Raw genomic sequence first — 25,377 nt, forward strand, 5'->3', positions numbered from 1 at the left:
GTGACGGTCGTAGCCTGAGCCGTTCCGGTGGCTGTTCGGCTCCGGGGTCCCTTGTGATGGCGGGTAGGTGCTCATGCGCGGCGCGGCGGGCGAATCGGCGATACCCGTGCGGGGCGCGGGTGGGTTGAAACAGCCGCTTCCCCCGCTCGCCGAGTCGGACTGGCGGACCGGTGTCGCCGCGGCCGAGCGGCTGGTGCAGCCGCCCGCGCCTGTCCGGGAGGGGAAGCCCGCCACCGCTCGCGCGCAGCGGGCGGGCAGTCGGCTGTACGCCATCGACGGCATCCGGATAGCCGCCGCGCTGATGGTGGCCGTGCACCACTTCGCCGGCACGAACCGGAGCAACCAGCCGGGCAACATCATCTGGGACCGTCCGGTGTCCGACATCATGCCCAACGTGTTCCGCGTGGCCACGTACGGCTGGATCGGCGTCGAGATCTTCTTCGTGATCAGCGGGTTCGTGATCTGCATGTCGTGCTGGGGGCGCACCCCGCGGCAGTTCTTCGTCTCGCGGGTGATCCGGCTCTACCCGGCGTACTGGTTCGCCATCGCCTTCACCACGGCCGTCCTGGTGGCCGTACCCGGGGTGTGGGAGCGGCTGCGGCCGCGGGAGATCCTGCTCAACTTCACGATGCTGCAGTCCGGTTCGGGTGTGGCCAACGCCGACGGCGTCTACTGGACCCTCTGGGCGGAACTCCGCTTCTACCTGCTCTTCATGATCGTCGTCGCCGCAGGCCTGACGTACCGCAGGGTCGTGCTCTTCTGCTGTGTATGGGGTGCCGCGGCGATGCTAGCCCCGGTGTCCAAGTTCCCCCTGCTGGTGCTCATCGCCAACCCCGAGGGCGCCTGGTACTTCATCGCGGGGCTCGCCCTCTACCTCATGCACCGCTTCGGCCAGGACCTGCTGCTGTGGGGCATCCTCGCCATGTCGTGGCTGATGGGTCAGCTGGAGATCGGGCACCGGATCGACTCGGTCGAGCACGTCTCCACCTGGCGCGGTGCCGTGCTGATCTTCACGGTGTTCCTGCTGGTCATGGTCGGTATCGCGCTCGGTATGACCGACCGGATCCGCTGGAAGTGGCTCGTCACCGCCGGTACCCTGACGTACCCGCTCTATCTGATGCACTACGCGGCCGGTACGGCGCTGATCAACCGCCTGCGGGACACCATGGACCCCCGGCTGCTGGTCGTATCCATGATCGTCGGCTTCCTGGTGCTCAGCTACCTGGTCCACCGCTTCGTGGAGCGCCCCGTGGCGCGGCTGCTGAAGAAGGGGCTCGACACGTCGTTCGCGCGGCTGCGCAACGCCGGAAACACGGCCTGATCCGGAAGTGCGGCCCGGCCGACCGAGCCTGTGTTTGACCTGCGTCACCTTCGGGGTATTGTCTCCGGCTCGATTGGCCAGGCCCATGCCCCGTATGGCAGACTGTCGGAGTTGCTCGGTCGAGTGCCGATGCTGCGCGTCTCCCGTCGGGAGGACCGGAAGCGAGTCCCACAGTACTCGTCGCCCCAACTGCCGTAAGGCAGCGCTGGGGCGGACGTACGGGAATCTTTCGGGAAGTGTCAGCGGGGTGCAGGCCAGGCGCCCGGTGGGTGTTCCAGCCCCCGGTCCTGCGGTTGCTTTCGGGCGGGCCGCGTCCCTCGTAGGGAAATCCTTAACGGATATCTGTGCGGCAGGAGCGCGACACACCCGACCGCGTGGGTCGGAGGACGGACCGCGAACCCCCGGGTTCCAGAGCGTTTCACTAGACAAAGGACTACTGAGTAGCCATGGCGGGACAGAAGATCCGCATCCGGCTCAAGGCCTACGACCACGAGGTCATCGATTCCTCGGCGAAGAAGATCGTCGAGACGGTGACGCGTACTGGTGCGTCGGTCGCGGGCCCGGTGCCGCTGCCCACTGAGAAGAACGTGTACTGCGTCATCAAGTCGCCGCACAAGTACAAGGACTCGCGCGAGCACTTCGAGATGCGCACGCACAAGCGCCTGATCGACATTCTCGACCCGACTCCCAAGACCGTTGACTCCCTGATGCGACTCGACCTCCCGGCCGGTGTCGACATCGAGATCAAGCTCTAGGGATCGGTGATCTGAGAATGGCTAAGCAGATCAAGGGCATCCTGGGCGAGAAGCTCGGCATGACGCAGGTGTGGGACGAGAACAACCGTGTTGTTCCGGTCACCGTCGTCAAGGCCGGCCCGAACGTCGTGACCCAGGTCCGTACGAATGACTCCGACGGCTACGAGTCGGTCCAGATCGCCTTCGGCGAGATCGACCCTCGCAAGGTGAACAAGCCCCTCAAGGGTCACTTCGCCAAGGCCGACGTCACCCCCCGCCGCCACCTCGTCGAGATCCGTACCGCTGACGCCAGCGAGTACACCCTCGGCCAGGAGATCACCGCCGAGACCTTCGAGGCCGGCGTCAAGGTGGACGTGACCGGCAAGAGCAAGGGCAAGGGCTTCGCCGGTGTCATGAAGCGCCACAACTTCCGTGGCCTCGGCGCCGGACACGGCGTCCAGCGCAAGCACCGCTCGCCCGGTTCCATCGGTGGCTGCGCCACCCCCGGCCGTGTGTTCAAGGGCATGCGTATGGCGGGCCGTATGGGCAACGAGCGGGTCACCACACAGAACCTGACCGTTCACGCTGTTGACGCGGAGAAGGGACTGCTCCTCATCAAGGGAGCCATCCCCGGTCCGAACGGCGGCCTCGTCCTGGTCCGTACCGCGGCGAAGGGGGTCTGAGGAACATGACCACCATTGACATTCAGTCGCCCTCCGGCGACACCGCCGGGACTGTTGAGCTCCCGGCCGAGATCTTCGATGTAGAGAAGATCAGCATTCCGCTGCTTCACCAGGTCGTCGTCGCACAGCTGGCCGCTGCCCGTCAGGGCACGCACAAGGTCAAGCGTCGTGGCGAGGTCCGCGGTGGTGGCCGCAAGCCTTACCGCCAGAAGGGCACCGGCCGCGCCCGTCAGGGTTCGACCCGTGCGCCGCAGTTCGCCGGCGGTGGCGTCGTCCACGGCCCCACGCCGCGTGACTACTCGCAGCGGACCCCGAAGAAGATGAAGGCCGCGGCCCTGCGCCACGCCCTCACCGACCGGGCCCGCAACGCTCGCATCCACGTCATCACCGACGTGATCGAGGGCGAGACCATCTCCACCAAGGCCGCCAAGAGCTTCCTCGGCAAGATCTCGGAGCGCAAGAACGTGCTCCTGGTCATCGAGCGCTCCAACGAGGCCGCGCTGCTTTCCGCGCGCAACCTGCCCCAGGTCCACATCCTGGAGCCGGGCCAGCTGAACACGTACGACGTTCTCGTCTCGGACGACGTGGTCTTCACCCAGGCCGCTTTCGAGTCCTTCGTGTCTGGCCCCCAGGCCGCTGACACCGAAGGGAGCGAAGCCTGATGGCTACGCGTCACCCGAGCATTGCCTCCAAGGCCGCCAAGGCCAAGAAGGTCGCGCGCATCGCCAAGGCGAAGCGTCACGAGACCGAGGGCAAGAACACCGTCGAGACGCCGCTGAGCAAGAGCTTCACGGACCACCGTGACGTCCTTCTCAAGCCGGTCGTCTCCGAGAAGAGCTACGCGCTGCTCGACGAGGGCAAGTACACCTTCGTCGTCGCGCCGGGCGCCAACAAGACCCAGATCAAGCAGGCCGTCCAGGCGGTCTTCTCGGTCAAGGTCACCGGCGTCAACACGATCAACCGTCAGGGTAAGCGCAAGCGCACCAAGAGCGGTTTCGGTAAGCGTGCTGACACCAAGCGCGCGATCGTGACCCTCGCTGAGGGCGACCGTATCGACATCTTCGGCCAGGCCTCCTAACGGAGCGCCCTGGTCCGAATATCGGACGAGGACTGAGAAATGGGAATCCGCAAGTACAAGCCGACTACGCCGGGCCGCCGTGGCTCCAGCGTCGCCGACTTCGTCGAGGTCACGCGGTCCACGCCGGAGAAGTCGCTGGTTCGCCCCCTGCACAGCAAGGGCGGCCGTAACAATTCCGGTCGTGTGACCGTTCGCCACCAGGGTGGCGGACACAAGCGCGCCTACCGCGTCATCGACTTCCGTCGCCATGACAAGGACGGCGTGCCGGCGAAGGTCGCGCACATCGAGTACGACCCCAACCGCACCGCGCGCATCGCGCTGCTTCACTACGCGGACGGCGAGAAGCGTTACATCCTCGCCCCCCGCAACCTGTCGCAGGGCGACCGCGTCGAGAACGGTCCTGGGGCCGACATCAAGCCGGGCAACAACCTGGCGCTCCGCAACATCCCGGTCGGTACCACGATCCACGCGATCGAGCTCCGTCCGGGTGGCGGCGCCAAGTTCGCCCGCTCCGCCGGTGCCTCGGTGCAGCTGCTCGCGAAGGAGGGCACCATGGCCCACCTCCGCATGCCTTCCGGTGAGATCCGCCTGGTCGACCAGCGCTGCCGCGCCACGGTCGGCGAGGTCGGCAACGCCGAGCAGAGCAACATCAACTGGGGCAAGGCCGGTCGTAAGCGCTGGCTGGGCGTTCGCCCGTCCGTCCGCGGTGTTGCGATGAACCCGGTCGACCACCCGCACGGTGGTGGTGAGGGCAAGACCTCCGGTGGTCGCCACCCGGTCTCGCCGTGGGGTCAGAAGGAGGGTCGTACTCGCTCGCCGAAGAAGGCTTCGAGCAAGTACATCGTCCGCCGCCGCAAGTCGAACAAGAAGCGCTAGGAGCGGGTTTAGATGCCGCGCAGTCTCAAGAAGGGGCCCTTCGTCGACGGCCACCTCATCAAGAAGGTGGACGTACAGAACGAAGCCGGCACCAAGAACGTCATCAAGACCTGGTCCCGTCGCTCGATGATCATCCCGGCCATGCTGGGGCACACCATCGCGGTGCACAACGGCAAGACCCACATTCCGGTGTTCGTCACCGAGTCGATGGTCGGCCACAAGCTCGGCGAGTTCTCGCCGACGCGCACCTTCCGGGGTCACGTCAAGGACGACCGGAAGTCGAAGCGCCGCTAACGCGGGGTGGAATCGACCATGACAGACACTGGAAGGACAACCATGGAAGCCAGGGCCCAGGCGCGGTACATCCGCGTTACGCCCATGAAGGCCCGCCGAGTGGTGGACCTTATCCGTGGCATGGATGCCACGGAGGCTCAGGCGGTCCTGCGTTTCGCCCCGCAGGCCGCGAGCGTGCCGGTTGGCAAGGTGCTTGACAGCGCCATCGCCAACGCCGCGCACAACTACGACCACACCGACGCCGGCAGCCTCGTCATCTCTGAGGCGTACGTCGACGAGGGTCCGACCCTGAAGCGGTTCCGTCCGCGCGCCCAGGGCCGTGCCTACCGGATCCGCAAGCGGACCAGCCACATCACCGTGGTCGTCAGCAGCAAGGAAGGAACCCGGTAATGGGCCAGAAGGTTAACCCGCATGGGTTCCGGCTCGGCATCACCACGGACTTCAAGTCCCGTTGGTACGCCGACAAGCTGTACAAGGACTACGTCAAGGAAGACGTCGCCATCCGTCGGATGATGACGTCCGGCATGGAGCGCGCCGGCATCTCGAAGGTTGAGATCGAGCGCACCCGTGACCGTGTGCGTGTGGACATCCACACCGCGCGTCCCGGCATCGTCATCGGCCGCCGTGGCGCCGAGGCCGACCGCATCCGCGGCGACCTCGAGAAGCTCACGGGCAAGCAGGTCCAGCTGAACATCCTCGAGGTCAAGAACCCCGAGACGGACGCTCAGCTGGTTGCTCAGGCCGTTGCCGAGCAGCTGTCCTCCCGCGTCTCCTTCCGCCGTGCCATGCGTAAGAGCATGCAGTCGGCGATGAAAGCCGGCGCCAAGGGCATCAAGATCCAGTGTGGTGGCCGTCTCGGCGGCGCCGAGATGTCCCGCTCGGAGTTCTACCGCGAGGGCCGTGTGCCCCTGCACACGCTCCGTGCGAACGTCGACTACGGCTTCTTCGAGGCCAAGACGACCTTCGGCCGTATCGGTGTGAAGGTCTGGATCTACAAGGGCGACGTCAAGAACATCGCCGAGGTCCGCGCCGAGAACGCCGCTGCCCGTGCGGGTAACCGCCCGGCTCGCGGTGGTGCCGGTGGCGGCAGCGACCGTCCGGCCCGTGGTGGTGGCCGTGGTGGCGAGCGTGGCGGCCGCGGCCGCAAGCCGCAGCAGCAGTCCGCGCCGGCTGCCGAGGCCCCCAAGGCCGAGGCTCCCGCCGCCGCTGCCGCTCCGGCTGAGAGCACCGGAACGGAGGCCTGACCGAAATGCTGATCCCCCGTAGGGTCAAGCACCGCAAGCAGCACCACCCGAAGCGCCGTGGTCAGGCCAAGGGCGGTACGCAGGTCTCGTTCGGCGAGTACGGCATTCAGGCCCTCACGCCGGCTTACGTGACCAACCGCCAGATCGAGGCGGCTCGTATCGCGATGACCCGCCACATCAAGCGTGGCGGCAAGGTCTGGATCAACATCTACCCGGACCGCCCGCTGACGAAGAAGCCTGCCGAGACCCGCATGGGTTCCGGTAAGGGTTCGCCCGAGTGGTGGGTCGCGAACGTGCACCCGGGCCGGGTCATGTTCGAACTGTCCTACCCCAACGAGAAGATCGCCCGTGAGGCCCTCACTCGCGCAGCCCACAAGCTGCCGATGAAGTGCCGGATCGTCAAGCGCGAGGCAGGTGAAGCGTGATGTCGGCCGGTACCAAGGCGTCCGAGCTGCGCGAACTGGGTGACGAGGAGCTTCTTGCGAAGCTTCGCGAAGCCAAGGAAGAGCTGTTCAACCTCCGCTTCCAGGCGGCGACCGGTCAGCTCGAGAACCACGGTCGGCTGAAAGCCGTCCGCAAGGACATCGCGCGGATCTACACCCTGATGCGTGAGCGCGAGCTGGGCATCGAGACGGTGGAGAGCGCCTGATGAGTGAGAACAACGTGACCGAGACCGCTGAGGCTCGTAGCTTCCGCAAGACCCGTGAGGGTCTCGTCGTCAGCGACAAGATGGACAAGACCGTCGTCGTCGCTGTCGAGGACCGCGTCAAGCACGCGCTGTACGGCAAGGTCATCCGCCGTACCAGCAAGCTCAAGGCCCACGACGAGCAGAACGCCGCCGGCGTCGGCGACCGCGTCCTCCTGATGGAGACCCGGCCGCTGTCCTCGACGAAGCGCTGGCGCATCGTCGAGATCCTCGAGAAGGCCAAGTAAGTACCTGAGGGTTCCCTCAGGTTGGTTCCGCCAGGCTCGGGGCGGGGTTCGCCGTAAAGGCCGACCCCGCCCCGGGAACCGGCAGACAATCAGGAGATAGACGTGATCCAGCAGGAGTCGCGACTGCGTGTCGCCGACAACACTGGTGCGAAGGAAATCCTTTGCATCCGTGTGCTCGGTGGCTCCGGTCGCCGCTACGCGGGCATCGGTGACGTGATCGTCGCCACCGTCAAGGACGCGATCCCCGGTGGCAACGTGAAGAAGGGTGACGTCATCAAGGCGGTCATCGTTCGCACCGTCAAGGAGCGCCGCCGTCCCGACGGCTCGTACATCCGCTTCGACGAGAACGCCGCTGTCATTCTCAAGAACGACGGCGACCCTCGTGGCACCCGTATCTTCGGCCCGGTGGGCCGGGAGCTGCGCGAGAAGAAGTTCATGAAGATCATCTCGCTCGCGCCGGAGGTGCTGTAAGCATGAAGATCAAGAAGGGTGACACGGTTCAGGTCATCACCGGCAAGGACAAGGGCAAGCAGGGCAAGGTCATTGCGGCCTACCCCCGCGAGGACCGCGTCCTGGTCGAGGGTGTCAACCGGGTCAAGAAGCACACCAAGGCCGGCCCGACCGCAAAGGGTTCGCAGGCCGGCGGCATCGTCACGACCGAGGCGCCCGTCCACGTCTCCAACGTCCAGCTGGTCGTTGAGAAGGACGGCAACAAGGTCGTCACGCGTGTCGGTTACCGCTTCGACGACGAGGGCAACAAGATCCGCGTTGCCAAGCGGACGGGTGAGGACATCTGATGGCTACCACCACGACTCCGCGTCTCAAGACGAAGTACCGCGAGGAGATCGCGGGCAAGCTGCTTGAAGAGTTCTCGTACGAGAACGTCATGCAGGTTCCCGGCCTCGTCAAGATCGTGGTCAACATGGGTGTCGGCGACGCCGCCCGTGACTCCAAGCTCATGGACGGTGCCGTCCGTGACCTGACCACGATCACCGGTCAGAAGCCGGCCGTCACCAAGGCCCGCAAGTCCATCGCGCAGTTCAAGCTGCGCGAGGGTCAGCCGATCGGTGCCCACGTCACGCTCCGTGGCGACCGCATGTGGGAGTTCCTGGACCGCACCCTGTCGCTCGCGCTTCCGCGCATCCGCGACTTCCGTGGTCTGTCCCCCAAGCAGTTCGACGGCCGTGGCAACTACACCTTCGGTCTCACGGAGCAGGTCATGTTCCACGAGATCGACCAGGACAAGATCGACCGCGTCCGGGGTATGGACATCACCGTGGTCACCACGGCGACCAACGACGCTGAGGGCCGCGCCCTTCTCCGTCACCTCGGCTTCCCCTTCAAGGAGGCGTAACCGAGATGGCGAAGAAGGCTCTGATTGCCAAGGCTGCTCGTAAGCCCAAGTTCGGTGTGCGTGCGTACACCCGCTGCCAGCGCTGCGGCCGTCCGCACTCCGTGTACCGCAAGTTCGGCCTCTGCCGCGTGTGCCTTCGTGAGATGGCTCACCGTGGCGAGCTGCCGGGCGTGACCAAGAGCTCCTGGTAACTCCCTTCCGTCCGTAGGACGTTAGGGATTCCCAGAGGCTCTCGGTAAGCAATGGGCCGGTAAGGTGCCCTGCTCTCCATGGCTTAGGCTAGGAGGGTTGGGCGCCTGCCGCCCGTACGACTTACTACGCCGTAGGTCCCCGCACCGCACCCGTCCCGCCACTGAGTGGGGAGAGGGATGGCGCACTGGAAACCCCGGCGAGAGAGGCCGAAGGCCAATTCATGACCATGACTGATCCCATCGCAGACATGCTTACTCGTCTGCGTAACGCGAACTCGGCGTACCACGACGATGTCGCGATGCCGCACAGCAAGATCAAGTCTCACATCGCGGAGATCCTCCAGCAGGAGGGCTTCATCACCGGCTGGAAGGTCGAGGACGCCGAGGTCGGCAAGAAGCTCGTCCTCGAGCTGAAGTTCGGCCCGAACCGTGAGCGCTCCATCGCGGGCATCAAGCGGATCTCGAAGCCGGGTCTGCGTGTGTACGCGAAGTCCACCTCCCTGCCCAAGGTGCTCGGTGGCCTCGGCGTGGCGATCATCTCCACGTCGCACGGTCTCCTCACCGGACAGCAGGCCGGCAAGAAGGGCGTAGGCGGAGAAGTCCTCGCCTACGTCTGGTAGCGGAAGGGAACGGAGGAAACAGCTATGTCGCGTATTGGCAAGCTCCCCATCACGGTTCCCGCCGGCGTGGACGTCACCATCGACGGCCGTACGGTCCAGGTGAAGGGCCCCAAGGGCTCTCTCTCCCACACCGTCGCGGCGCCTATCGATGTCGCCAAGGGTGAGGACGGCATTCTCAATGTCACCCGCCCGAACGACGAGCGTCAGAACAAGGCCCTGCACGGCCTGTCCCGCACGCTGGTGGCGAACATGATCACCGGCGTGACCCAGGGTTACGTGAAGAAGCTCGAAATCAGCGGTGTCGGTTACCGCGTCCTGGCGAAGGGCTCCAACCTGGAGTTCTCGCTCGGCTACAGCCACTCGATCACGGTCGAGGCGCCCGAGGGCATCTCGTTCAAGGTCGAGAACCCGACGCACTTCGCGGTCGAGGGCATCGACAAGCAGAAGGTCGGAGAGGTTGCGGCCAACATCCGCAAGCTGCGGAAGCCCGACCCGTACAAGGCCAAGGGTGTCAAGTACGAAGGCGAAGTAATCCGCCGCAAGGTCGGAAAGGCGGGTAAGTAAGCCATGGCATACGGTGTCAAGATTGCTAAGGGCGACGCTTACAAGCGTGCTGCCATCAAGCGTCGTCACATCCGGATCCGTAAGCACATCTCGGGTACGGCTGAGCGTCCGCGCCTGGTCGTGACGCGCTCCAACCGCCACATCGTGGCCCAGGTCATCGACGACGTTAAGGGTCACACCCTGGCGTCGGCGTCGACCCTGGACACCACGGTCCGCGGTGCCGAGGGCGACAAGTCCGCGCAGGCCAAGTCGGTCGGCGCCCTGGTCGCCGAGCGCGCCAAGGCCGCCGGTGTCGAGGCTGTCGTATTCGACCGTGGTGGAAACCAGTACGCCGGGCGCATTGCCGCTCTGGCGGACGCCGCCCGCGAAGCCGGACTCAAGTTCTGAGTCCTGGTTCCGTAGCTAGCGGAAACAGAGAGAGGTAATTCCAATGGCTGGACCCCAGCGCCGCGGAAGCGGTGCCGGTGGCGGCGAGCGGCGGGACCGGAAGGGTCGCGACGGTGGCGCAGCTGCCGCCGAGAAGACCGCCTACGTTGAGCGCGTCGTCGCGATCAACCGCGTTGCCAAGGTTGTGAAGGGTGGTCGTCGCTTCAGCTTCACTGCGCTCGTCGTAGTGGGCGATGGCGATGGCACCGTCGGTGTCGGTTACGGCAAGGCCAAGGAGGTGCCGGCCGCGATCGCCAAGGGTGTTGAAGAGGCCAAGAAGCACTTCTTCAAGGTCCCCCGTATCCAGGGCACCATCCCGCACCCGATCACGGGCGAGAAGGCCGCGGGCGTCGTCCTGCTCAAGCCTGCTTCCCCCGGTACCGGCGTTATCGCCGGTGGCCCGGTGCGTGCTGTCCTGGAGTGCGCCGGCGTTCACGACATCCTGTCGAAGTCGCTCGGCTCGTCCAACGCGATCAACATCGTGCACGCGACCGTGGCGGCCCTCAAGGGCCTGCAGCGTCCCGAGGAGATCGCGGCTCGCCGTGGTCTGCCCCTCGAGGACGTCGCCCCCGCGGCTCTGCTTCGTGCACGTGCGGGAGCGGGTGCGTAATGGCTCGCCTCAAGGTCACGCAGACGAAGTCGTACATCGGCAGCAAGCAGAACCACCGTGACACCCTGCGCTCCCTTGGTCTCAAGGGCATCAACACGCAGGTCGTCAAGGAGGACCGCCCCGAGTTCCGCGGAATGGTTCACACCGTCCGCCACCTCGTGACGGTTGAGGAGGTCGACTGATCATGGCGGAGAACAACCCGCTCAAGATCCACAACCTCCGTCCCGCCCCGGGCGCCAAGACCGCCAAGACCCGTGTGGGTCGTGGTGAGGCGTCGAAGGGTAAGACGGCAGGCCGTGGTACCAAGGGCACGAAGGCCCGTTACCAGGTTCCGGAGCGCTTCGAGGGTGGCCAGATGCCCCTCCACATGCGTCTTCCGAAGCTCAAGGGCTTCCGGAACCCGTTCAAGACCGAGTACCAGGTCGTGAACCTCGACAAGCTGGCGTCGCTGTACCCGGAGGGTGGCGAGGTCACCGTCGAGGGGCTCGTCGCCAACGGTGCGGTTCGCAAGAACAGCCTCGTCAAGGTCCTCGGCCAGGGCGAGATCACCGTGGCGCTGCAGGTGACGGTTGACGCCGTCTCCGGCTCCGCCAAGGAGAAGATCACCGCCGCAGGCGGTACCGTCACCGAGCTCGTCTGAATTCTCCAGGCGTCTCGATGACTTGAGCGATCCCAACCGGGGATGCCCCACAAAAGGGGCATCCCCGGTTGGTCGTTCCAAGGGGGGCAGTGTCGCCGGTAAGGTGGCCTGCGCTGCCGAATTTCGTCCGGTGCGTCTCAAGGGAACTCCGGACGGCCTTTGACTGTTGGTTAGCTGTCAGATATCCGTCGAACCTCAAGACCGTCACCTCTGACGCAGTAGCGCGGGGGTCGCAGGAGGCACCGTGCTCACCGCGTTCGCCCGGGCGTTCAAGACGCCCGACCTGCGCAAGAAGCTGCTCTTCACGCTCGGCATCATCGTGGTCTATCGGGTGGGTACCCACATCCCGATCCCGGGTGTCGACTACCAGAACGTGCAGACCTGTATCGACGTGGCCAAGGGCAACCAAGGTCTGTTCGGTCTGGTCAACATGTTCAGTGGTGGCGCGCTGTTGCAGATCACGATCTTCGCGCTGGGCATCATGCCGTACATCACGGCGAGCATCATCCTCCAGCTGCTGACCGTGGTGATCCCGCGCCTGGAAGCCCTCAAGAAGGAGGGCTCGGCCGGCACCGCGAAGATCACGCAGTACACCCGTTACCTGACGGTGGCGCTGGCCATCCTCCAGGGCACCGGCCTGGTCGCGACCGCTCGCAGCGGCGCGCTCTTCAGCGGCTGCCAGGTGGCCACCGAGATCGTGCCCGACCAGTCGATCTTCGTCACCATCACGATGGTCATCACCATGACCGCCGGTACGGCCGTCGTCATGTGGCTCGGTGAGCTCATCACCGACCGCGGCATCGGCAACGGCATGTCGATCCTGATGTTCATCTCGATCGCCGCGACCTTCCCGTCCGCCCTGTGGGCCATCAAGACCTCGGGCACGCTGGCCGACGGCTGGATCGAGTTCGGCACCGTCATCGCGGTGGGCCTCGTCATGGTCGGCCTGGTGGTCTTCGTCGAGCAGGCTCAGCGCCGTATTCCGGTCCAGTACGCGAAGCGCATGATCGGCCGCCGGTCCTACGGCGGCACGTCGACGTACATTCCGCTGAAGGTCAACCAGGCGGGCATCATCCCTGTGATCTTTGCCTCGTCGCTGCTCTACATCCCGGCTCTGATCGCTCAGTTCTCCAGCGGAACGTCCAGCTGGAAGACCTGGATCGAGACAAACCTGACCAAGGGTGACCACCCGATCTACATCAGCGTCTACTTCTTGCTGATCGTTTTCTTCGCCTTCTTCTATGTGGCCATCTCCTTCAACCCCGAAGAAGTTGCCGACAACATGAAGAAGTATGGTGGCTTCATCCCGGGCATCCGGGCTGGCCGGCCGACCGCTGAGTACCTGGGATACGTACTCAACCGGATCACCTGGCCGGGTTCGCTGTATCTGGGTCTGATCGCTCTCGTGCCGACGATGGCGTTGGTTGGTTTCGGGGCAAACCAGAACTTCCCGTTCGGTGGCACCAGCATCCTGATCATCGTGGGTGTCGGTCTGGAGACGGTGAAGCAGATTGAGAGCCAGCTCCAGCAGCGCAATTACGAAGGGTTCCTCCGCTGATGCGAATCGTCCTCGTCGGGCCGCCCGGTGCCGGCAAGGGAACGCAGGCCGCGTTCCTCGCCCAGAACCTGTCGATCCCGCACATCTCCACGGGCGACCTGTTCCGCGCCAACATCAGCCGGCAGACGGAACTCGGCAAACTGGCGAAGTCCTACATGGACAAGGGCGAGCTGGTACCGGACGAGGTCACCATCGCGATGGCCAAGGACCGCATGGAGCAGCCGGACGCGGAGAACGGCTTCCTGCTCGACGGCTTCCCTCGTAACGTCTCGCAGGCCGAGGCGCTCGACGAGATGCTGAAGAACGAGGGCATGAAGCTCGACGCCGTGCTGGACCTCGAGGTCCCCGAGGACGAAGTGGTCAAGCGGATCGCCGGCCGCCGCATCTGCCGGAACGACTCGGCGCACGTTTTCCACGTCACGTACAAGCCGGCGAAGCAGGACGGCGTCTGTGACGTCTGCGGCGGCGAGCTGTACCAGCGGGACGACGACTCCGAGGAGACCGTGCGCAAGCGCCTCGAGGTCTACCACACCCAGACCGAGCCGATCATCGACTACTACCGGGCGCAGAGCCTGGTCGTGACGATCTCCGCGCTCGGCAAGGTGGAGGACGTCACGGGGCGTGCGATGGGGGCGTTGGCTCGCGAGGATGCCTAGTCTCGCGCGGGCGCGTTAAGCAGTAGACGAACGTTGCTTCGGCCGCGGCACCCTGGGAGGGTGCCGCGGCCGAGGTGTGGGGTGGCTGATTCGCCCTGGGTGGGTCATGGCGGCGCGTTGTGCCGGGTGGGTGGGTCGGGGCCGTGCCGGAGCATCCGTCCTCGGTCTGGCGCGGAATGGGTTGCTCTGGAGGGTGGCGGTGTTGACGCGCCAGCCGCTGCGGGCGGACGTTCCGGCACGTCCCCTTCCGCCGGTGGGCGGCTGCCGGCCGCATCATTCCAGCTCCGGGCGGCAGGTCTTCCTGGGTCTCGGCCTGGGTGCCTCGGTCCGCGGGGTGTGTGGTGTCACCCGTATCGTTGTCGTAGTCCGTTCTCTCCGGTCAAGGAAGGCCGCAGTCGCCATGGTGCAGATCAAGACCCCCGAGCAGATCGCCAAGATGCGTGAGGCGGGCCTGGTCGTCGCCGCGATTCACGCGGCCACCCGCGAGGCGGCCGTGCCCGGTGCCACGACCAAGGATCTGGACGAGGTCGCGCGCAAGGTGCTCGCCGAGCACGGGGCCAAGTCGAACTTCCTCGGGTACGGCGGGTTCCCTGCCACCATCTGCACCTCGGCCAACGAGGTCGTCGTCCACGGCATCCCTGACGACAAGACCGTCCTGAAGGACGGCGACATCATCTCCATCGACGCCGGCGCGATCGTCGACGGCTGGCACGGCGACGCGGCGTACACCGCGTTCGTGGGCACCGGTCACGCTCCGGAGCTCATCGAGCTCTCCCGGGTGACCGAGGAGTCGATGTGGGCGGGCATCGCCGCGATGAAGCTGGGCAACCGGCTCGTCGACGTCTCCCGCGCCATCGAGACGTACATCCGCCGCCAGCCCAAGGTCGGCGGCGGCCGCTACGGCATCGTCGAGGACTACGGCGGCCACGGCATCGGCACCGAGATGCACATGGACCCGCACCTGCTGAACTATGTCGAGAAGCGGCGGGGGAAGGGGCCGAAGCTGGTCCCCGGGTTCTGTCTGGCCATCGAGCCGATGGTGTCCCTGGGCACGCCCAGGACCGAGGTGCTTGAGGACGACTGGACGGTCATCACGACCGACGGCACGTGGTCCTCGCACTGGGAGCATTCCGTCGCGCTGACGGAGGAGGGGCCGCTTGTGCTGACGGCTCCGGACGGTGGGAAAGCGAAGCTGGGCGAGCACGGGATTGTCGCCGCGCCGGACCCGTTGGCTTAATGATCTTCGAAGCAGGGCATTCTTCCTCGATTCGTCTTTCCGGGTGCGCTGACGTAGACTGACTCGTCGGCTCTCGTGCACCCGCATGCCTGCATGCGCTCGTACAGAGTCGATCAAGGTAGTCGATTCGAAGGGCGAAGCGTGGCCAAGAAGCAAGGTGCCATCGAGATCGAGGGCACTGTCGTCGAGTCTCTTCCGAACGCAATGTTCAAGGTTGAGCTCCAGAACGGCCACCAGGTTCTGGCACACATCAGCGGCAAGATGCGTATGCACTACATCCGCATCCTCCCTGACGACAGGGTCGTGGTGGAGCTGTCTCCGTACGACCTGACGCGTGGCCGGATCGTCTACCGGTACAAGTAGATCTTGCCTGTGCCCCGCTTCCGCGGGGTGGTGGCACTGACCCGGAGAACCTCACCAATGAAGGTCAAGCCGAGCGTCAAGAAGATCTGCGACAAGTGCAGGGTGATCCGCCGTCACGGCCGGGTCATGGTCATCTGCGAAAACCCGCGCCACAAGCAGCGCCAGGGCTGACGCACGACCGCACCTTCTGCATCCGCAGATACTTCGCGCGACGCAAGTAGTACATGTTCATACGCAGAGCCCAGGGCTGAGTCTCATCAGGCCTGACACCCCCGGTCGGAGGCCGGGGACCCGGTTCGTACCGAATCTTCGACGTGCACACGCGAAGAGGACGGCGGGCGGGACCTGGTTCTGCGGAAGACCTCCGAACGACAACTGGAGCCATTGAATGGCACGCGTTTCCGGTGTTGACATCCCGCGCGAAAAGCGCGTGGAGGTTGCCCTCACCTACGTGTTCGGCATCGGCCGGACCCTCTCGCAGAAGACGCTGGCCGAGACCGGCGTCAACCCGAACACCCGCGTTCGTGACCTCTCCGAGGAGGAGCTGGTCAGGATCCGCGAGTACGTGGACGCCAACTTCAAGACCGAGGGTGACCTCCGTCGCGAGGTGCAGGCCGACATCCGCCGCAAGGTCGAGATCGGCTGCTACCAGGGTCTGCGTCACCGTCGCGGCCTGCCTGTCCACGGTCAGCGCACCAGCACGAACGCTCGTACCCGCAAGGGCCCGCGTCGCGCGATCGCCGGTAAGAAGAAGCCGGGCAAGAAGTAGTCCTCAGCGGACAACGCTTCATCAGCGGTCTTCGCTGTAGGACCGACCACCTCCCCGTAGGAGTAATAGATGCCCCCCAAGGGTCGTCAGGGCGCTGCCAAGAAGGTGCGCCGCAAGGAAAAGAAGAACGTCGCTCACGGCCACGCGCACATCAAGAGCACGTTCAACAACACCATCGTCTCGATCACGGACCCCTCGGGCAACGTGATCTCCTGGGCCTCCGCCGGCCACGTCGGCTTCAAGGGCTCGCGCAAGTCCACCCCCTTCGCCGCGCAGATGGCCGCCGAGTCGGCCGCCCGTCGCGCGCAGGAGCACGGCATGCGCAAGGTTGACGTCTTCGTGAAGGGCCCGGGCTCCGGTCGCGAGACCGCGATCCGCTCCCTCCAGGCCACTGGCCTCGAGGTCGGCTCCATCCAGGACGTCACCCCCACGCCGCACAACGGCTGCCGTCCGCCCAAGCGCCGCCGCGTCTGACGCACGGTTGTCTTAGGTTTCGGGCGGTATGGCCTTTCGGGGCCGTGCCGCCCGTACCCTTAGAAGTACTCAAGGGCATCAAATAGTGGGTGCCCATGACTGAAGGATTCCTTCATGCTTATTGCTCAGCGCCCGTCGCTGACCGAAGAGGTCGTTGACGAGTTCCGCTCCCGGTTCGTGATCGAGCCGCTGGAGCCGGGCTTCGGCTACACCCTCGGCAACTCCCTGCGTCGTACGCTCCTCTCCTCGATCCCCGGTGCCGCTGTCACCAGCATCCGGATCGACGGCGTTCTGCACGAGTTCACCACCGTGCCGGGCGTCAAGGAGGACGTCACCGACCTGATCCTCAACATCAAGCAGCTGGTCGTCTCCTCGGAGCACGACGAGCCTGTCGTGATGTACCTGCGCAAGCAGGGCCCGGGTCTGGTCACCGCCGCCGACATCGCGCCCCCGGCCGGTGTCGAGGTGCACAACCCCGACCTCGTCCTCGCCACGCTCAACGGCAAGGGCAAGCTGGAGATGGAGCTGACCGTCGAGCGCGGTCGCGGCTACGTCTCCGCCGTCCAGAACAAGCAGGTGGGCCAGGAGATCGGTCGTATCCCGGTCGACTCCATCTACTCGCCGGTTCTGAAGGTCACGTACAAGGTCGAGGCCACGCGTGTCGAGCAGCGCACCGACTTCGACAAGCTGATCGTCGACGTCGAGACCAAGCAGGCCATGCGTCCCCGTGACGCCATGGCGTCGGCCGGTAAGACCCTGGTCGAGCTGTTCGGTCTGGCCCGTGAGCTCAACATCGACGCCGAGGGCATCGACATGGGCCCGTCCCCGACGGACGCCGCCCTCGCCGCTGATCTCGCCCTGCCGATCGAGGAGCTCGAGCTCACCGTTCGGTCCTACAACTGCCTCAAGCGTGAGGGCATCCACTCCGTGGGTGAGCTCGTCGCCCGCTCCGAGGCCGACCTCCTCGACATTCGCAACTTCGGTGCGAAGTCCATCGACGAGGTCAAGGCGAAGCTGGCCGGCATGGGCCTGGCCCTCAAGGACAGCCCGCCCGGATTCGACCCGACCGCCGCCGCCGACGCCTTCGGCGCCGACGACGACGTGGACGCGGGTTTCGTGGAGACCGAGCAGTACTGACCGACCAGTACTGATCGGGAGCCACCCCTCCGGGACCCTTCGGGGTCCCGGATCTCCGACGGGCGATCGCCCGCTCGGACACTGACCTCGGTACCTGATACGGCCGGGGCAGACACCAAGGAGAAACACCATGCCGAAGCCCGCCAAGGGTGCCCGTCTGGGCGGCAGCGCCGCGCACGAGAGGCTGCTCCTCGCGAACCTCGCGAAGTCGCTCTTCGAGCACGGCCGCATCACCACCACCGAGGCGAAGGCCCGTCGCCTGCGCCCGTACGCGGAGCGTCTGGTCACCAAGGCGAAGAAGGGTGACCTTCACAACCGTCGCCAGGTGCTCACGGTGATCACGGACAAGAGCATCGTGCACACGCTCTTCACCGAGATCGGCCCGCGCTACGAGAACCGCCCGGGTGGCTACACCCGTATCACCAAGATCGGTAACCGCCGTGGCGACAACGCGCCCATGGCTGTCATCGAGCTGGTGGAGGCGCTGACCGTGGCCCAGGCGGCCACCGGTGAGGCCGAGGCGGCGACCAAGCGTGCCGTCAAGGAAGACGTTCTCAAGAAGGACGCCCCGGTCGAGACCGAGGCTGCCGAAGAGGTCGTCGAGGACGCGGCTCCGGCTGACGCCGAGGGCAACGAGTCCAAGGACGCCTGAGCTTCGGCTCGCGTCTGAGCGGGTCCGTCCCCTTGCGGGGCGGGCCCGCTTTCGCGTTTACGGCTGCTGGCCCCTGGCGCCGCCTGGCTTCTGGCCTCTGGCTCCTGGCCTCTTGAGAGGATCTGTTGGTGAGTGACGAAGTAGAGCCCGGGTTCGTGCGGGTGCGGCTGGATCTGTCGTACGACGGGAGTGGGTTCTCCGGGTGGGCCAAGCAGGCCAGCGGGCGTCGGACCGTGCAGGGGGAGATCGAGGACGCCCTGCGGACGGTTACGCGGTCTGGGGAGACCACGTATGAGCTGACCGTGGCCGGGCGGACCGATGCCGGGGTGCATGCGCGGGGGCAGGTGGCTCATGTGGATCTGCCTGCGGAGCTTTGGGCGGAGCACGAGGAGAAGCTGCTGAAGCGGCTTGCGGGGCGGTTGCCCAAGGATGTGCGGGTCTGGAAGGTCGCTGAGGCTCCCAGCGGGTTCAACGCGCGCTTCTCCGCGGTCTGGCGGCGCTATGCGTATCGCGTCACCGACAAGCCCGGCGGAGTCGATCCGCTGCTTCGCGGTCACGTCCTCTGGCACGACTGGCCTCTCGACGTCGACGCCATGAACGAGGCGGCCCAAAAGCTGCTGGGCGAGCACGACTTCGCCGCCTACTGCAAGAAGCGGGAGGGGGCCACCACGATCCGTACGCTGCAGGAGCTGAGCCTTCTCAGAGGCGACGACGGCATCGTCACCGCCACCGTCCGGGCCGACGCCTTCTGCCACAACATGGTGCGGTCTCTGATCGGAGCGCTGCTGTTCGTGGGCGACGGGCATCGGGGGCCCGACTGGCCGGGGAAGGTACTGGCCGCGGGTGTGCGGGATTCCGCCGTGCATGTCGTACGGCCGCACGGTCTGACGCTGGAAGAAGTCGGATACCCCGCCGACGAGTTGTTGGCCGCGCGGAGCAAGGAAGCGCGGAACCGACGATTCCTGCCCGGGTCGTCCGTATGCGAAACCTGTTAGTTACTCGTACTTACGGCGTAGATAGCGCCCATGTAGGGATTTACCGGGCGTAAATCTCTTCTTGCCCCTTACATCCTTCACAACCTCTCGTATATTCTTTCGCAGCTCGGCCGTTAGTTCGATAGGGAGGCCGAGCAAGGGTGGGGGCAACGGGCCGGCTAGGCCCATGGGGCGGTTTCTTCATGAGTTCAGTTGGTCCGGTACGGACCGGGGGGCGTCGCGCTGTGCGTCAGAGCAGCGGACGACGGAGGGCCGGGCGGGGTGACGGTGCTCGTCTGGGGCTGCTGCCGCTGCCGCCGACGGACAGGGAGAAGTACTCCTACGCCCGTCGGAATCTGTGGATCCTGACGATCAGCTCGCTGATCAGCTTCTGCTGCCTGGTGGTGAGCCAGTTCAAGCTGGCACAGTCCACGCCGGTGCTGTGGATCTACACTCCGCTGCTGGCCTTCACGGTCATCTACTACCTGGTGTCGCTGCGGGTGAATGGCCTTACCAGGGACTTCGACATCGCGTACCACAAGCGGCTCGTCCACGACTGGCGGCCCGAGGCCTATCCCACGGTCGACGTGTTCCTGCCGGTGTGCGGTGAGCCCATCGAGGTGCTGCACAACACCTGGCGGCATGTGCGGGAGATGGCCGACCACTACCCGGGCGTCTGTGTCCCGTTCGTCCTCGACGACGGTGCCAGCCCCGAGCTGAAGGCGATGGCCCGGGACTTCGGGTTCCGCTACGGCACCCGGGAGAACCGCGGCTGGTTCAAGAAGGCCGGCAATCTGCACTTCGGGTTCGGGCAGTCGGACGGCCAGTACATCCTCATCCTGGACGCCGACTTCACCCCGCGTGCCGACCTGCTCGAAGAGCTGCTGCCGTACATGGAGTCGGACCCGGCCATCGGCATCGTCCAGTCCCCGCAGTACTTCCGCGTGCTGGACTCGCAGAACTGGATCGAGCGTGGCGCGGGCGCCGTGCAGGAGCTGTTCTACCGGTCCGTGCAGGTCTCCCGGCAGGGCAGCGATGGCGCCATCTGCGTCGGCAGCTGTGCCGTTTACCGGCGGGCCGCGCTGGACACCAACGGCGGTACGACGCTGATCGAGCACTCCGAGGACGTACACACCGGCTTCGACCTGCGCGGCCTCGGCTGGGACCTGCGCTATGTGCCGGTCGCCGTTTCCACGGGAGTGTGCCCGGACACCGCCGGCGCCTTCTTCAACCAGCAGTACCGCTGGTGCTCCGGCTCGATGAGCCTGCTCGCCAGCAAGAAGTTCTGGCAGCGCAAGATCAAGCTGTCCAGCCGCCTGTGCTACATGTCCGGCTTCTTCTACTACATCCACACGGCGCTGTTCACCTTCGCGGCGCCGGTCATCCCCATCGTGCTGCTGGTGATGATGCCGGAGAAGCTGCGGGTCGAGCATCTGCTCCTGGTGCTGCCCAGCATCATCTACACCACGATGGTCTTCCCGATGTGGCACAAGGCGCCGTACCGCCTGGAGGCCTGGGCCGCCCGCATGATGTACGGCTGGGCGCACGTCTTCGCCATCTGGGACATCCTGCGCAAGAACCGCATGGGCTGGCAGCCCACCGGTTCCTCCGGCGCCAAGAAGAACAAGACCCGCCGCTTCTGGATCGGCATGTGGGTCTGGAGCGGCGGCACCGCTCTGATCTGGGTGGTGGGCGCGGTCTACCGGACGTTCACCATGGACGCCCCGAACTTCGCCCTGATCCTGTCCTCCGGACTTTTCTACGCCCTTGTAGTGGGCCGCGTGCTGGTCCAGCCGCGTGAGAAAGCGGTCGCCTGATGCAGTTCCGCACTCGTACTCGTACCGTCCTGTCCGCCGTCCTGCTCACCGCTCTCGCCCTCAGCGGCTGCTCCGTGCTGGACGACGGATCGAACAGTGATCCATCTGCCGGACAGGCCGGCGCCGATCCGTCGAGCAGCGCGGAGTCCGACATCCCCTACGACGTCGTACCGCTGCTGAAGCCGGAGAAGAAGTACTACGGAGCCGCCGTCGACGGCGCGCCGACCTCCATGAAGAGCGTCGACGCGTACACCGAGATGACCGGCAAGCAGCCGAACCTCATCGAGTACTACGCCGCCTGGGGCGACGGCTTCGACGCCAGTGGTGTGCGCAAGGCCTGGGCCGAGGGCGCCATGACGCTGATGTCCTGGGAGCCCTTCGACACCAGCCTCGCCGACATCGGGGCCGGCAAGTCCGACGCGTACATCAAGGAGTACGCGACCGCGGTCCGCAAGCTGAACCTCCCCGTCGTGATCGACTTCGCCGACGAGTTCAACGGCCACTGGGAGAAGTGGGGCACGACGTCCGCGACGCCCGAGGAGTACGTGGCCGCCTGGCGGCACATCCACGACACGTTCATCGACGTCGGCGCCTCGAACGTGATCTGGGCCTGGTCGCCCAACATCATCAACCCGGTCAAGAGTGTGCAGCTGAAGCCGTACTACCCGGGCGACGCCTACGTCGACTGGGTCGGGCTGATCGGCTACTGGACGCTCGAAGAGGACAACGCCTTCGACACCATTTTCGGTCCGACCGTGGACGAGATCCGGGCCTTCACCAAGAAGCCCATGCTCCTGGTCGAGACCGCGGCCATGGCGGGTGAGCGGCGACGGGCCGACATCCGCAACCTGTTCGAGGGCGTCGAGGCCGACGACAACATGCTCGGCTTCGTCTGGTTCAACCACAAGAAGCGTGCCGACTGGCGATTGGAGGCGAGCCCGCTTGCGCTGAAGGAGTTCAAGCGACTGGCCGCCGACGACCGTTTCGGCTTCGACGTACGGAAGCCGTGATGACCTCCCGACACGATCACTACACGCCTCAGCCCTACGATCCGGACGCGGAGGACGACGACAGCTGGTTCAACTCGAACGGGCGGGCGCCGCAGCAGTACCAGCAACAGGGGTACGCGTACGACGACCAGGGCCACCCCTATCAGGAACAGCAGCAGTATCAGGTCGGCATCCCGGAACAGCGGCAGAGCGGCTACGACGATCAGCCGACGTACGCCCTGCGCACGGTCCAGTACCAGCAGGTGCCGGACGACGAGCCCGGCTACCACATCCCCGAGACGCCGGAAGCCGGCTGGGAGATGGAGGCGAGCCGGCGGCGGGCCTGGGTCAGCAGGGCCGTGCTGCTGTGCATCATGCTCATCCAGGCGGCGCTGTCCCTGCGGCTGTCCAACACAGCGTTCCAGGACGAGGCGCTGTACCTGGCGGCCGGCCACTCCGAGCTGGACCACCTGCTCAACGGCACCGAGCTGCCCCGCGACTATGCCGCGTACTTCTCCGGCTCGCCGCAGCTCTACCCCGTGCTCGCGGCGATCGTGGACGCGAAGTTCGGGCTCGCCGGGGCGCGCTGCCTGAGCCTGTTCTTCATGCTCTGCACCACCGGGCTGCTGTACTCCTTCACCCGGCGGTTGTTCAACGAGCGCGCCGCGCTGGCTGCCGCCGCCCTCTTCGCGGTGCTCCAGTCGACCGTCGTCATGGGCTACTTCGCCACCTACGACGCCGCCGCGGTGTTCCTGCTCGCCCTGACGACCTGGATCGTCGTACGTACCGACCGGGCGCCCGTGTTCGCCGTGCTGCTGGCTGCACCCGTCGGCGTCCTGGCGATCGGCGTGAAGTACGCGTCCGCGCTGTACCTGCCGACCATCGTCATGCTCGCGCTGCTCACGGCGTGGCCGCACAAGGGCCGCAAGGCGTTCGTGCGGATGGTGCTCCTCGCGCTCGGCATCGGCGGCTTGGTCGCCGCCGGCATGTACACCACCGACCTGATGGACGGTGTGCGGCAGACCACCACCAACCGTGTCCACGGCACCGACACCACCGAGTTCCTGTTGGAGCAGTCCGCCAAGTGGGGCGGGCTGATGTTCCTGGCCGCCGTCGGCGGTGCCGTCTCGTACGTCCGGCGCAGCCGTATGAACGAGTCGCCGCAGGCCCTGCGGCTCGGCAATCCCGGCTGGCGCTGGCGGGCCCTGCTCGGCCTGGTGCTGTGCGGCACGGCAATGCTGGCACCGGCGTACCAGGTCCATCTGGGGACCGTGGTCTCGCTGTTCAAGCACGTCGGCTTCGGTCTTCTCTTCGCCGCGCCGATGGCCGGTGTGGGCGTAACCCGCCTGGTGGGTGCGCACTTCCGCTATCCCCAGCTCGGCATCATTCTCTGGACCGCTGTGCTGTGCATGGGCATTCAGCAGGCGGACTGGCGCTTCGACATCTGGCCCAACTCCGCGAAGATGATCAGCGCGATCGAGTCCCATGTGGACCGCAAGGGCAACTACATCGCCTCGACGCCCGAGGTGCCCGTCTACTACTTGTACGACAAGTCCAGTCACAACCAGTGGCACAGTCTTTTCGGCATGGAGTACAAGGACGAGAAGGGCAAGTACTACAGCGGCGACGAGGCCTACAAGGCCGCGGTCAAGGACGGCGACTTCGACCTGATCGTCCTTGACGGGCTCACCAACCCGCGGGTGGACGACATCATCGCCGCCGCGGTCAAGGGCAACTCGCACTACCGGCTGCTGGCCGAGATCCCGTTCCGCAACGCGAACGGCACAAGCGAGTACCGCATCTGGATCAAGACCTCATGAGCGCATCCGCTCTGAAGGAAGAAAGGCCGTACCCATGCGGCTCACAGTCATAGGCACCGGCTACCTCGGTGCCACCCACGCCGCCTGCATGGCGGAGCTCGGGCACGAGGTGCTCGGGGTCGATGTGGTTCCAGAGAAGGTCGCCGCGTTGCAGGCCGGCCGGGTGCCCTTCCACGAGCCCGGGCTGGCCGAGCTGATCGCGAAGCACACGGCGAGCGGGCGGCTCAGGTTCACCACCGACTACGCGGAGGCCGGGGCCTTCGCCGACGTCCACTTCGTGTGCGTCGGCACCCCGCAGCGCAAGGGCTCCGAGGGCGCCGACCTCACCTACGTCGACGCGGCCTTCGCGGCGATCGCCGAGCATGCGGCCGAGGGCGCGCTGCTGGTCGGCAAGTCGACCGTGCCGGTCGGCACCGCGGAGCGGCTGGCCTCCTTGCACGACGCCGAGGTCGCCTGGAACCCGGAGTTCCTGCGCGAGGGCTTCGCCGTCGAGGACACGCTGCGCCCCGACCGGCTGGTCCTCGGCGTGCGCTCCGAGCGCGCCGAAACGATCCTTCGCCAGGTGTACGCCCAAGTCCTCGACGCCGGGACGCCGCTGGTCACCGCCGACTTCCCGACCGCCGAGCTGGTCAAGACGGCAGCCAACGCCTTCCTCGCCACCAAGATCTCCTTCATCAACGCGATGGCAGAGGTCTGCGAGGCGGCGGGCGGTGACGTCGGAGTGCTCGCCGAGGCGATCGGGTACGACGACCGGATCGGCCGGAAGTTCCTGCGAGCCGGCGTCGGGTTCGGCGGCGGCTGCCTGCCCAAGGACATCCGTGCGTTCGCGCACCGTGCCGACGAGCTGGGCGTCTCGCTGGCATTCCTGCGCGAGGTCGACGCGATCAACATGCGACGCCGCGACAAGGTCGTCGAGCTGGCGCGGGAGCTGTGCGGGGGTGCGGTGCTGGGCGCCCGTGTCGCCGTACTCGGCGCGGCTTTCAAGCCGGACTCGGACGACATCCGGGACTCGCCCGCACTGAACGTGGCCGCCCGTCTGCGCCTCGACGGCGCCGACGTCACGGTCTACGACCCCGAGGCGCTGGACAACGCCCGCAAGGCGTTCCCGCTCCTCGGATACGCGATGTCGGCCGAGGAGGCGCTCAGGGGAGCCGACCTCGTACTGCATCTGACCGAGTGGCCGCAGTTCCGGGACATCGACCCGGAGTGGGCCGCGTCGCTGGTGTCCTGGCCGCGGATCGTGGACGGCCGGGGGGCGCTCGACGGGGACCGCTGGTCCGCGGCGGGCTGGCATTTCCGTGCGCTGGGCAGACCCGCGCCGGTTGGGGAGAGGTCCCTTCGGGGCCTCTAGGGGAGGGAAGAG

General features: G+C 66.1%; 36 protein-coding genes. All 36 read left to right on the forward strand.

All coding sequences use genetic code 11. The annotated features are described in order from the left end of the window. Positions 1–73 precede the first annotated feature (73 nt). The 36 genes from OG219_RS28975 to OG219_RS29150 all read left to right on the forward strand — a co-directional run bounded on the left by OG219_RS28975 (position 74) and on the right by OG219_RS29150 (position 25,365). Positions 74–1,321 (forward strand): acyltransferase, encoded by a 1,248-nt coding sequence (locus OG219_RS28975; RefSeq protein WP_266831330.1) that lies wholly within the window; start codon positions 74–76, stop codon positions 1,319–1,321. Between the two features lie 446 nt (positions 1,322–1,767). Next, positions 1,768–2,076 carry a 30S ribosomal protein S10 gene (gene rpsJ / locus OG219_RS28980; RefSeq protein ID WP_003948644.1) on the forward strand — a complete coding sequence of 103 codons (309 nt, stop codon included), beginning with the start codon at positions 1,768–1,770 and terminating at the stop codon, positions 2,074–2,076. A 17-nt stretch (positions 2,077–2,093) separates the two neighbouring features. Next, a complete protein-coding gene (gene rplC, locus OG219_RS28985; RefSeq protein WP_266456024.1) occupies positions 2,094–2,738 on the forward strand; it encodes a 50S ribosomal protein L3 in 645 nt (214 codons plus the stop codon). Between the two features lie 5 nt (positions 2,739–2,743). After that, complete coding sequence (gene rplD, locus OG219_RS28990; protein WP_266831332.1) at positions 2,744–3,400, forward strand: 50S ribosomal protein L4; 657 nt, start codon at positions 2,744–2,746, stop codon at positions 3,398–3,400. Continuing rightward, entirely contained in the window at positions 3,400–3,816 is a 417-nt protein-coding gene (gene rplW / locus OG219_RS28995) for a 50S ribosomal protein L23 (protein ID WP_266456020.1), read from the forward strand. The genes rplD and rplW overlap by 1 nt, the downstream gene beginning before the upstream one ends. 39 nt (positions 3,817–3,855) lie before the next feature. Next, positions 3,856–4,692 (forward strand): 50S ribosomal protein L2, encoded by an 837-nt coding sequence (rplB, locus tag OG219_RS29000; protein ID WP_043676819.1) that lies wholly within the window; start codon positions 3,856–3,858, stop codon positions 4,690–4,692. 12 nt (positions 4,693–4,704) lie between these two features. Further along, complete coding sequence (gene rpsS / locus OG219_RS29005; RefSeq protein ID WP_013001415.1) at positions 4,705–4,986, forward strand: 30S ribosomal protein S19; 282 nt, start codon at positions 4,705–4,707, stop codon at positions 4,984–4,986. 42 nt (positions 4,987–5,028) lie between these two features. After that, positions 5,029–5,376 carry a 50S ribosomal protein L22 gene (gene rplV, locus OG219_RS29010; RefSeq protein WP_006604878.1) on the forward strand — a complete coding sequence of 116 codons (348 nt, stop codon included), beginning with the start codon at positions 5,029–5,031 and terminating at the stop codon, positions 5,374–5,376. Further along, positions 5,376–6,230, forward strand: a complete 855-nt coding sequence (gene rpsC / locus OG219_RS29015) for a 30S ribosomal protein S3 (RefSeq protein ID WP_266831335.1) — start codon at positions 5,376–5,378, stop codon at positions 6,228–6,230. The genes rplV and rpsC overlap by 1 nt, the downstream gene beginning before the upstream one ends. 5 nt (positions 6,231–6,235) lie before the next feature. Further along, entirely contained in the window at positions 6,236–6,655 is a 420-nt protein-coding gene (rplP, locus tag OG219_RS29020) for a 50S ribosomal protein L16 (protein ID WP_099500627.1), read from the forward strand. Further along, entirely contained in the window at positions 6,655–6,879 is a 225-nt protein-coding gene (gene rpmC / locus OG219_RS29025) for a 50S ribosomal protein L29 (RefSeq protein ID WP_003998824.1), read from the forward strand. The genes rplP and rpmC overlap by 1 nt, the downstream gene beginning before the upstream one ends. After that, positions 6,879–7,163 carry a 30S ribosomal protein S17 gene (rpsQ, locus tag OG219_RS29030; RefSeq protein ID WP_266831338.1) on the forward strand — a complete coding sequence of 95 codons (285 nt, stop codon included), beginning with the start codon at positions 6,879–6,881 and terminating at the stop codon, positions 7,161–7,163. The genes rpmC and rpsQ overlap by 1 nt, the downstream gene beginning before the upstream one ends. Before the next feature lie 102 nt (positions 7,164–7,265). Continuing rightward, entirely contained in the window at positions 7,266–7,634 is a 369-nt protein-coding gene (gene rplN / locus OG219_RS29035; RefSeq protein ID WP_003992364.1) for a 50S ribosomal protein L14, read from the forward strand. 2 nt (positions 7,635–7,636) lie between these two features. Beyond that, positions 7,637–7,960, forward strand: a complete 324-nt coding sequence (gene rplX / locus OG219_RS29040; RefSeq protein ID WP_266455993.1) for a 50S ribosomal protein L24 — start codon at positions 7,637–7,639, stop codon at positions 7,958–7,960. Beyond that, a complete protein-coding gene (gene rplE / locus OG219_RS29045) occupies positions 7,960–8,517 on the forward strand; it encodes a 50S ribosomal protein L5 (protein WP_266831341.1) in 558 nt (185 codons plus the stop codon). The genes rplX and rplE overlap by 1 nt, the downstream gene beginning before the upstream one ends. A gap of 5 nt (positions 8,518–8,522) precedes the next feature. Next, positions 8,523–8,708: a type Z 30S ribosomal protein S14 gene (locus OG219_RS29050; RefSeq protein ID WP_003956452.1), complete on the forward strand. Its 186-nt coding sequence runs from the start codon at positions 8,523–8,525 to the stop codon at positions 8,706–8,708. A 221-nt stretch (positions 8,709–8,929) separates the two neighbouring features. Beyond that, complete coding sequence (gene rpsH, locus OG219_RS29055; protein WP_081218894.1) at positions 8,930–9,328, forward strand: 30S ribosomal protein S8; 399 nt, start codon at positions 8,930–8,932, stop codon at positions 9,326–9,328. 24 nt (positions 9,329–9,352) lie between these two features. Beyond that, positions 9,353–9,892 carry a 50S ribosomal protein L6 gene (gene rplF, locus OG219_RS29060; RefSeq protein WP_266831343.1) on the forward strand — a complete coding sequence of 180 codons (540 nt, stop codon included), beginning with the start codon at positions 9,353–9,355 and terminating at the stop codon, positions 9,890–9,892. A 3-nt stretch (positions 9,893–9,895) separates the two neighbouring features. Continuing rightward, positions 9,896–10,279, forward strand: a complete 384-nt coding sequence (rplR, locus tag OG219_RS29065; RefSeq protein ID WP_168510320.1) for a 50S ribosomal protein L18 — start codon at positions 9,896–9,898, stop codon at positions 10,277–10,279. Between the two features lie 43 nt (positions 10,280–10,322). Beyond that, on the forward strand, positions 10,323–10,928 hold the full coding sequence (gene rpsE, locus OG219_RS29070; RefSeq protein WP_006376045.1) for a 30S ribosomal protein S5: 606 nt from the start codon (positions 10,323–10,325) through the stop codon (positions 10,926–10,928). Beyond that, complete coding sequence (gene rpmD, locus OG219_RS29075; RefSeq protein ID WP_055553514.1) at positions 10,928–11,110, forward strand: 50S ribosomal protein L30; 183 nt, start codon at positions 10,928–10,930, stop codon at positions 11,108–11,110. Before rpsE ends, rpmD begins: the two co-directional genes overlap by 1 nt. Before the next feature lie 2 nt (positions 11,111–11,112). Beyond that, complete coding sequence (gene rplO / locus OG219_RS29080) at positions 11,113–11,568, forward strand: 50S ribosomal protein L15 (protein WP_266831346.1); 456 nt, start codon at positions 11,113–11,115, stop codon at positions 11,566–11,568. 244 nt (positions 11,569–11,812) lie between these two features. After that, the gene (gene secY, locus OG219_RS29085) at positions 11,813–13,126 is read left to right on the forward strand and encodes a preprotein translocase subunit SecY (protein WP_266831348.1); all 1,314 of its coding nucleotides are present in this window, start codon (positions 11,813–11,815) and stop codon (positions 13,124–13,126) included. Then, on the forward strand, positions 13,126–13,782 hold the full coding sequence (locus OG219_RS29090) for an adenylate kinase (RefSeq protein WP_266831350.1): 657 nt from the start codon (positions 13,126–13,128) through the stop codon (positions 13,780–13,782). The genes secY and OG219_RS29090 overlap by 1 nt, the downstream gene beginning before the upstream one ends. A 400-nt stretch (positions 13,783–14,182) precedes the next feature. Continuing rightward, positions 14,183–15,019, forward strand: coding sequence for a type I methionyl aminopeptidase (map, locus tag OG219_RS29095; protein ID WP_266831352.1), 837 nt, complete (start codon positions 14,183–14,185; stop codon positions 15,017–15,019). Positions 15,020–15,160: 141 nt separating this feature from the next. Next, entirely contained in the window at positions 15,161–15,382 is a 222-nt protein-coding gene (infA, locus tag OG219_RS29100) for a translation initiation factor IF-1 (protein WP_003948620.1), read from the forward strand. A 57-nt stretch (positions 15,383–15,439) separates the two neighbouring features. Beyond that, a complete protein-coding gene (rpmJ, locus tag OG219_RS29105) occupies positions 15,440–15,553 on the forward strand; it encodes a 50S ribosomal protein L36 (protein WP_003998809.1) in 114 nt (37 codons plus the stop codon). A gap of 217 nt (positions 15,554–15,770) precedes the next feature. Beyond that, complete coding sequence (rpsM, locus tag OG219_RS29110; protein WP_266831354.1) at positions 15,771–16,151, forward strand: 30S ribosomal protein S13; 381 nt, start codon at positions 15,771–15,773, stop codon at positions 16,149–16,151. Between the two features lie 69 nt (positions 16,152–16,220). After that, entirely contained in the window at positions 16,221–16,625 is a 405-nt protein-coding gene (rpsK, locus tag OG219_RS29115) for a 30S ribosomal protein S11 (protein WP_003956432.1), read from the forward strand. A gap of 114 nt (positions 16,626–16,739) precedes the next feature. After that, entirely contained in the window at positions 16,740–17,762 is a 1,023-nt protein-coding gene (locus OG219_RS29120; RefSeq protein WP_019055532.1) for a DNA-directed RNA polymerase subunit alpha, read from the forward strand. 130 nt (positions 17,763–17,892) lie between these two features. Next, complete coding sequence (gene rplQ, locus OG219_RS29125; RefSeq protein WP_266831357.1) at positions 17,893–18,414, forward strand: 50S ribosomal protein L17; 522 nt, start codon at positions 17,893–17,895, stop codon at positions 18,412–18,414. 128 nt (positions 18,415–18,542) lie between these two features. Next, positions 18,543–19,409, forward strand: coding sequence for a tRNA pseudouridine(38-40) synthase TruA (truA, locus tag OG219_RS29130; protein WP_266831359.1), 867 nt, complete (start codon positions 18,543–18,545; stop codon positions 19,407–19,409). Positions 19,410–19,789: 380 nt separating this feature from the next. Further along, complete coding sequence (locus tag OG219_RS29135; protein WP_266836265.1) at positions 19,790–21,205, forward strand: glycosyltransferase family 2 protein; 1,416 nt, start codon at positions 19,790–19,792, stop codon at positions 21,203–21,205. After that, positions 21,205–22,215: a glycoside hydrolase family 26 protein gene (locus OG219_RS29140; RefSeq protein ID WP_266831361.1), complete on the forward strand. Its 1,011-nt coding sequence runs from the start codon at positions 21,205–21,207 to the stop codon at positions 22,213–22,215. The genes OG219_RS29135 and OG219_RS29140 overlap by 1 nt, the downstream gene beginning before the upstream one ends. Beyond that, positions 22,215–24,014 carry a glycosyltransferase family 39 protein gene (locus OG219_RS29145; RefSeq protein ID WP_266831363.1) on the forward strand — a complete coding sequence of 600 codons (1,800 nt, stop codon included), beginning with the start codon at positions 22,215–22,217 and terminating at the stop codon, positions 24,012–24,014. Before OG219_RS29140 ends, OG219_RS29145 begins: the two co-directional genes overlap by 1 nt. A 34-nt stretch (positions 24,015–24,048) precedes the next feature. Further along, on the forward strand, positions 24,049–25,365 hold the full coding sequence (locus OG219_RS29150; protein WP_266831365.1) for a UDP-glucose/GDP-mannose dehydrogenase family protein: 1,317 nt from the start codon (positions 24,049–24,051) through the stop codon (positions 25,363–25,365). The last annotated feature ends 12 nt before the right edge of the window (positions 25,366–25,377 follow it).

The sequence above is a fragment of the Streptomyces sp. NBC_00038 genome (assembly GCF_026343635.1).
In the GTDB taxonomy this organism is placed as follows: domain Bacteria; phylum Actinomycetota; class Actinomycetes; order Streptomycetales; family Streptomycetaceae; genus Streptomyces.

Coding starts and splice junctions, on each gene's coding strand:
- rplX (WP_266455993.1), top strand. CDS start 7,637: ATGAAGATCAAGAAGGGTGACACGGTTCAGGTCATCACCGGCAAGGAC.
- OG219_RS29145 (WP_266831363.1), top strand. CDS start 22,215: ATGACCTCCCGACACGATCACTACACGCCTCAGCCCTACGATCCGGAC.
- OG219_RS28975 (WP_266831330.1), top strand. CDS start 74: ATGCGCGGCGCGGCGGGCGAATCGGCGATACCCGTGCGGGGCGCGGGT.
- rplC (WP_266456024.1), top strand. CDS start 2,094: ATGGCTAAGCAGATCAAGGGCATCCTGGGCGAGAAGCTCGGCATGACG.
- rplF (WP_266831343.1), top strand. CDS start 9,353: ATGTCGCGTATTGGCAAGCTCCCCATCACGGTTCCCGCCGGCGTGGAC.
- rpsK (WP_003956432.1), top strand. CDS start 16,221: ATGCCCCCCAAGGGTCGTCAGGGCGCTGCCAAGAAGGTGCGCCGCAAG.
- rplP (WP_099500627.1), top strand. CDS start 6,236: ATGCTGATCCCCCGTAGGGTCAAGCACCGCAAGCAGCACCACCCGAAG.
- rpsC (WP_266831335.1), top strand. CDS start 5,376: ATGGGCCAGAAGGTTAACCCGCATGGGTTCCGGCTCGGCATCACCACG.
- rpsH (WP_081218894.1), top strand. CDS start 8,930: ATGACCATGACTGATCCCATCGCAGACATGCTTACTCGTCTGCGTAAC.
- OG219_RS29050 (WP_003956452.1), top strand. CDS start 8,523: ATGGCGAAGAAGGCTCTGATTGCCAAGGCTGCTCGTAAGCCCAAGTTC.
- rplO (WP_266831346.1), top strand. CDS start 11,113: ATGGCGGAGAACAACCCGCTCAAGATCCACAACCTCCGTCCCGCCCCG.
- rplQ (WP_266831357.1), top strand. CDS start 17,893: ATGCCGAAGCCCGCCAAGGGTGCCCGTCTGGGCGGCAGCGCCGCGCAC.
- rpsE (WP_006376045.1), top strand. CDS start 10,323: ATGGCTGGACCCCAGCGCCGCGGAAGCGGTGCCGGTGGCGGCGAGCGG.
- rplW (WP_266456020.1), top strand. CDS start 3,400: ATGGCTACGCGTCACCCGAGCATTGCCTCCAAGGCCGCCAAGGCCAAG.
- OG219_RS29140 (WP_266831361.1), top strand. CDS start 21,205: ATGCAGTTCCGCACTCGTACTCGTACCGTCCTGTCCGCCGTCCTGCTC.
- rpmD (WP_055553514.1), top strand. CDS start 10,928: ATGGCTCGCCTCAAGGTCACGCAGACGAAGTCGTACATCGGCAGCAAG.
- rpsQ (WP_266831338.1), top strand. CDS start 6,879: ATGAGTGAGAACAACGTGACCGAGACCGCTGAGGCTCGTAGCTTCCGC.
- rplE (WP_266831341.1), top strand. CDS start 7,960: ATGGCTACCACCACGACTCCGCGTCTCAAGACGAAGTACCGCGAGGAG.
- rplV (WP_006604878.1), top strand. CDS start 5,029: ATGGAAGCCAGGGCCCAGGCGCGGTACATCCGCGTTACGCCCATGAAG.
- rpmJ (WP_003998809.1), top strand. CDS start 15,440: ATGAAGGTCAAGCCGAGCGTCAAGAAGATCTGCGACAAGTGCAGGGTG.
- OG219_RS29090 (WP_266831350.1), top strand. CDS start 13,126: ATGCGAATCGTCCTCGTCGGGCCGCCCGGTGCCGGCAAGGGAACGCAG.
- rplR (WP_168510320.1), top strand. CDS start 9,896: ATGGCATACGGTGTCAAGATTGCTAAGGGCGACGCTTACAAGCGTGCT.
- rplB (WP_043676819.1), top strand. CDS start 3,856: ATGGGAATCCGCAAGTACAAGCCGACTACGCCGGGCCGCCGTGGCTCC.
- OG219_RS29120 (WP_019055532.1), top strand. CDS start 16,740: ATGCTTATTGCTCAGCGCCCGTCGCTGACCGAAGAGGTCGTTGACGAG.
- rpsS (WP_013001415.1), top strand. CDS start 4,705: ATGCCGCGCAGTCTCAAGAAGGGGCCCTTCGTCGACGGCCACCTCATC.
- rplD (WP_266831332.1), top strand. CDS start 2,744: ATGACCACCATTGACATTCAGTCGCCCTCCGGCGACACCGCCGGGACT.
- OG219_RS29150 (WP_266831365.1), top strand. CDS start 24,049: ATGCGGCTCACAGTCATAGGCACCGGCTACCTCGGTGCCACCCACGCC.
- rpmC (WP_003998824.1), top strand. CDS start 6,655: ATGTCGGCCGGTACCAAGGCGTCCGAGCTGCGCGAACTGGGTGACGAG.
- map (WP_266831352.1), top strand. CDS start 14,183: ATGGTGCAGATCAAGACCCCCGAGCAGATCGCCAAGATGCGTGAGGCG.
- rpsJ (WP_003948644.1), top strand. CDS start 1,768: ATGGCGGGACAGAAGATCCGCATCCGGCTCAAGGCCTACGACCACGAG.
- rpsM (WP_266831354.1), top strand. CDS start 15,771: ATGGCACGCGTTTCCGGTGTTGACATCCCGCGCGAAAAGCGCGTGGAG.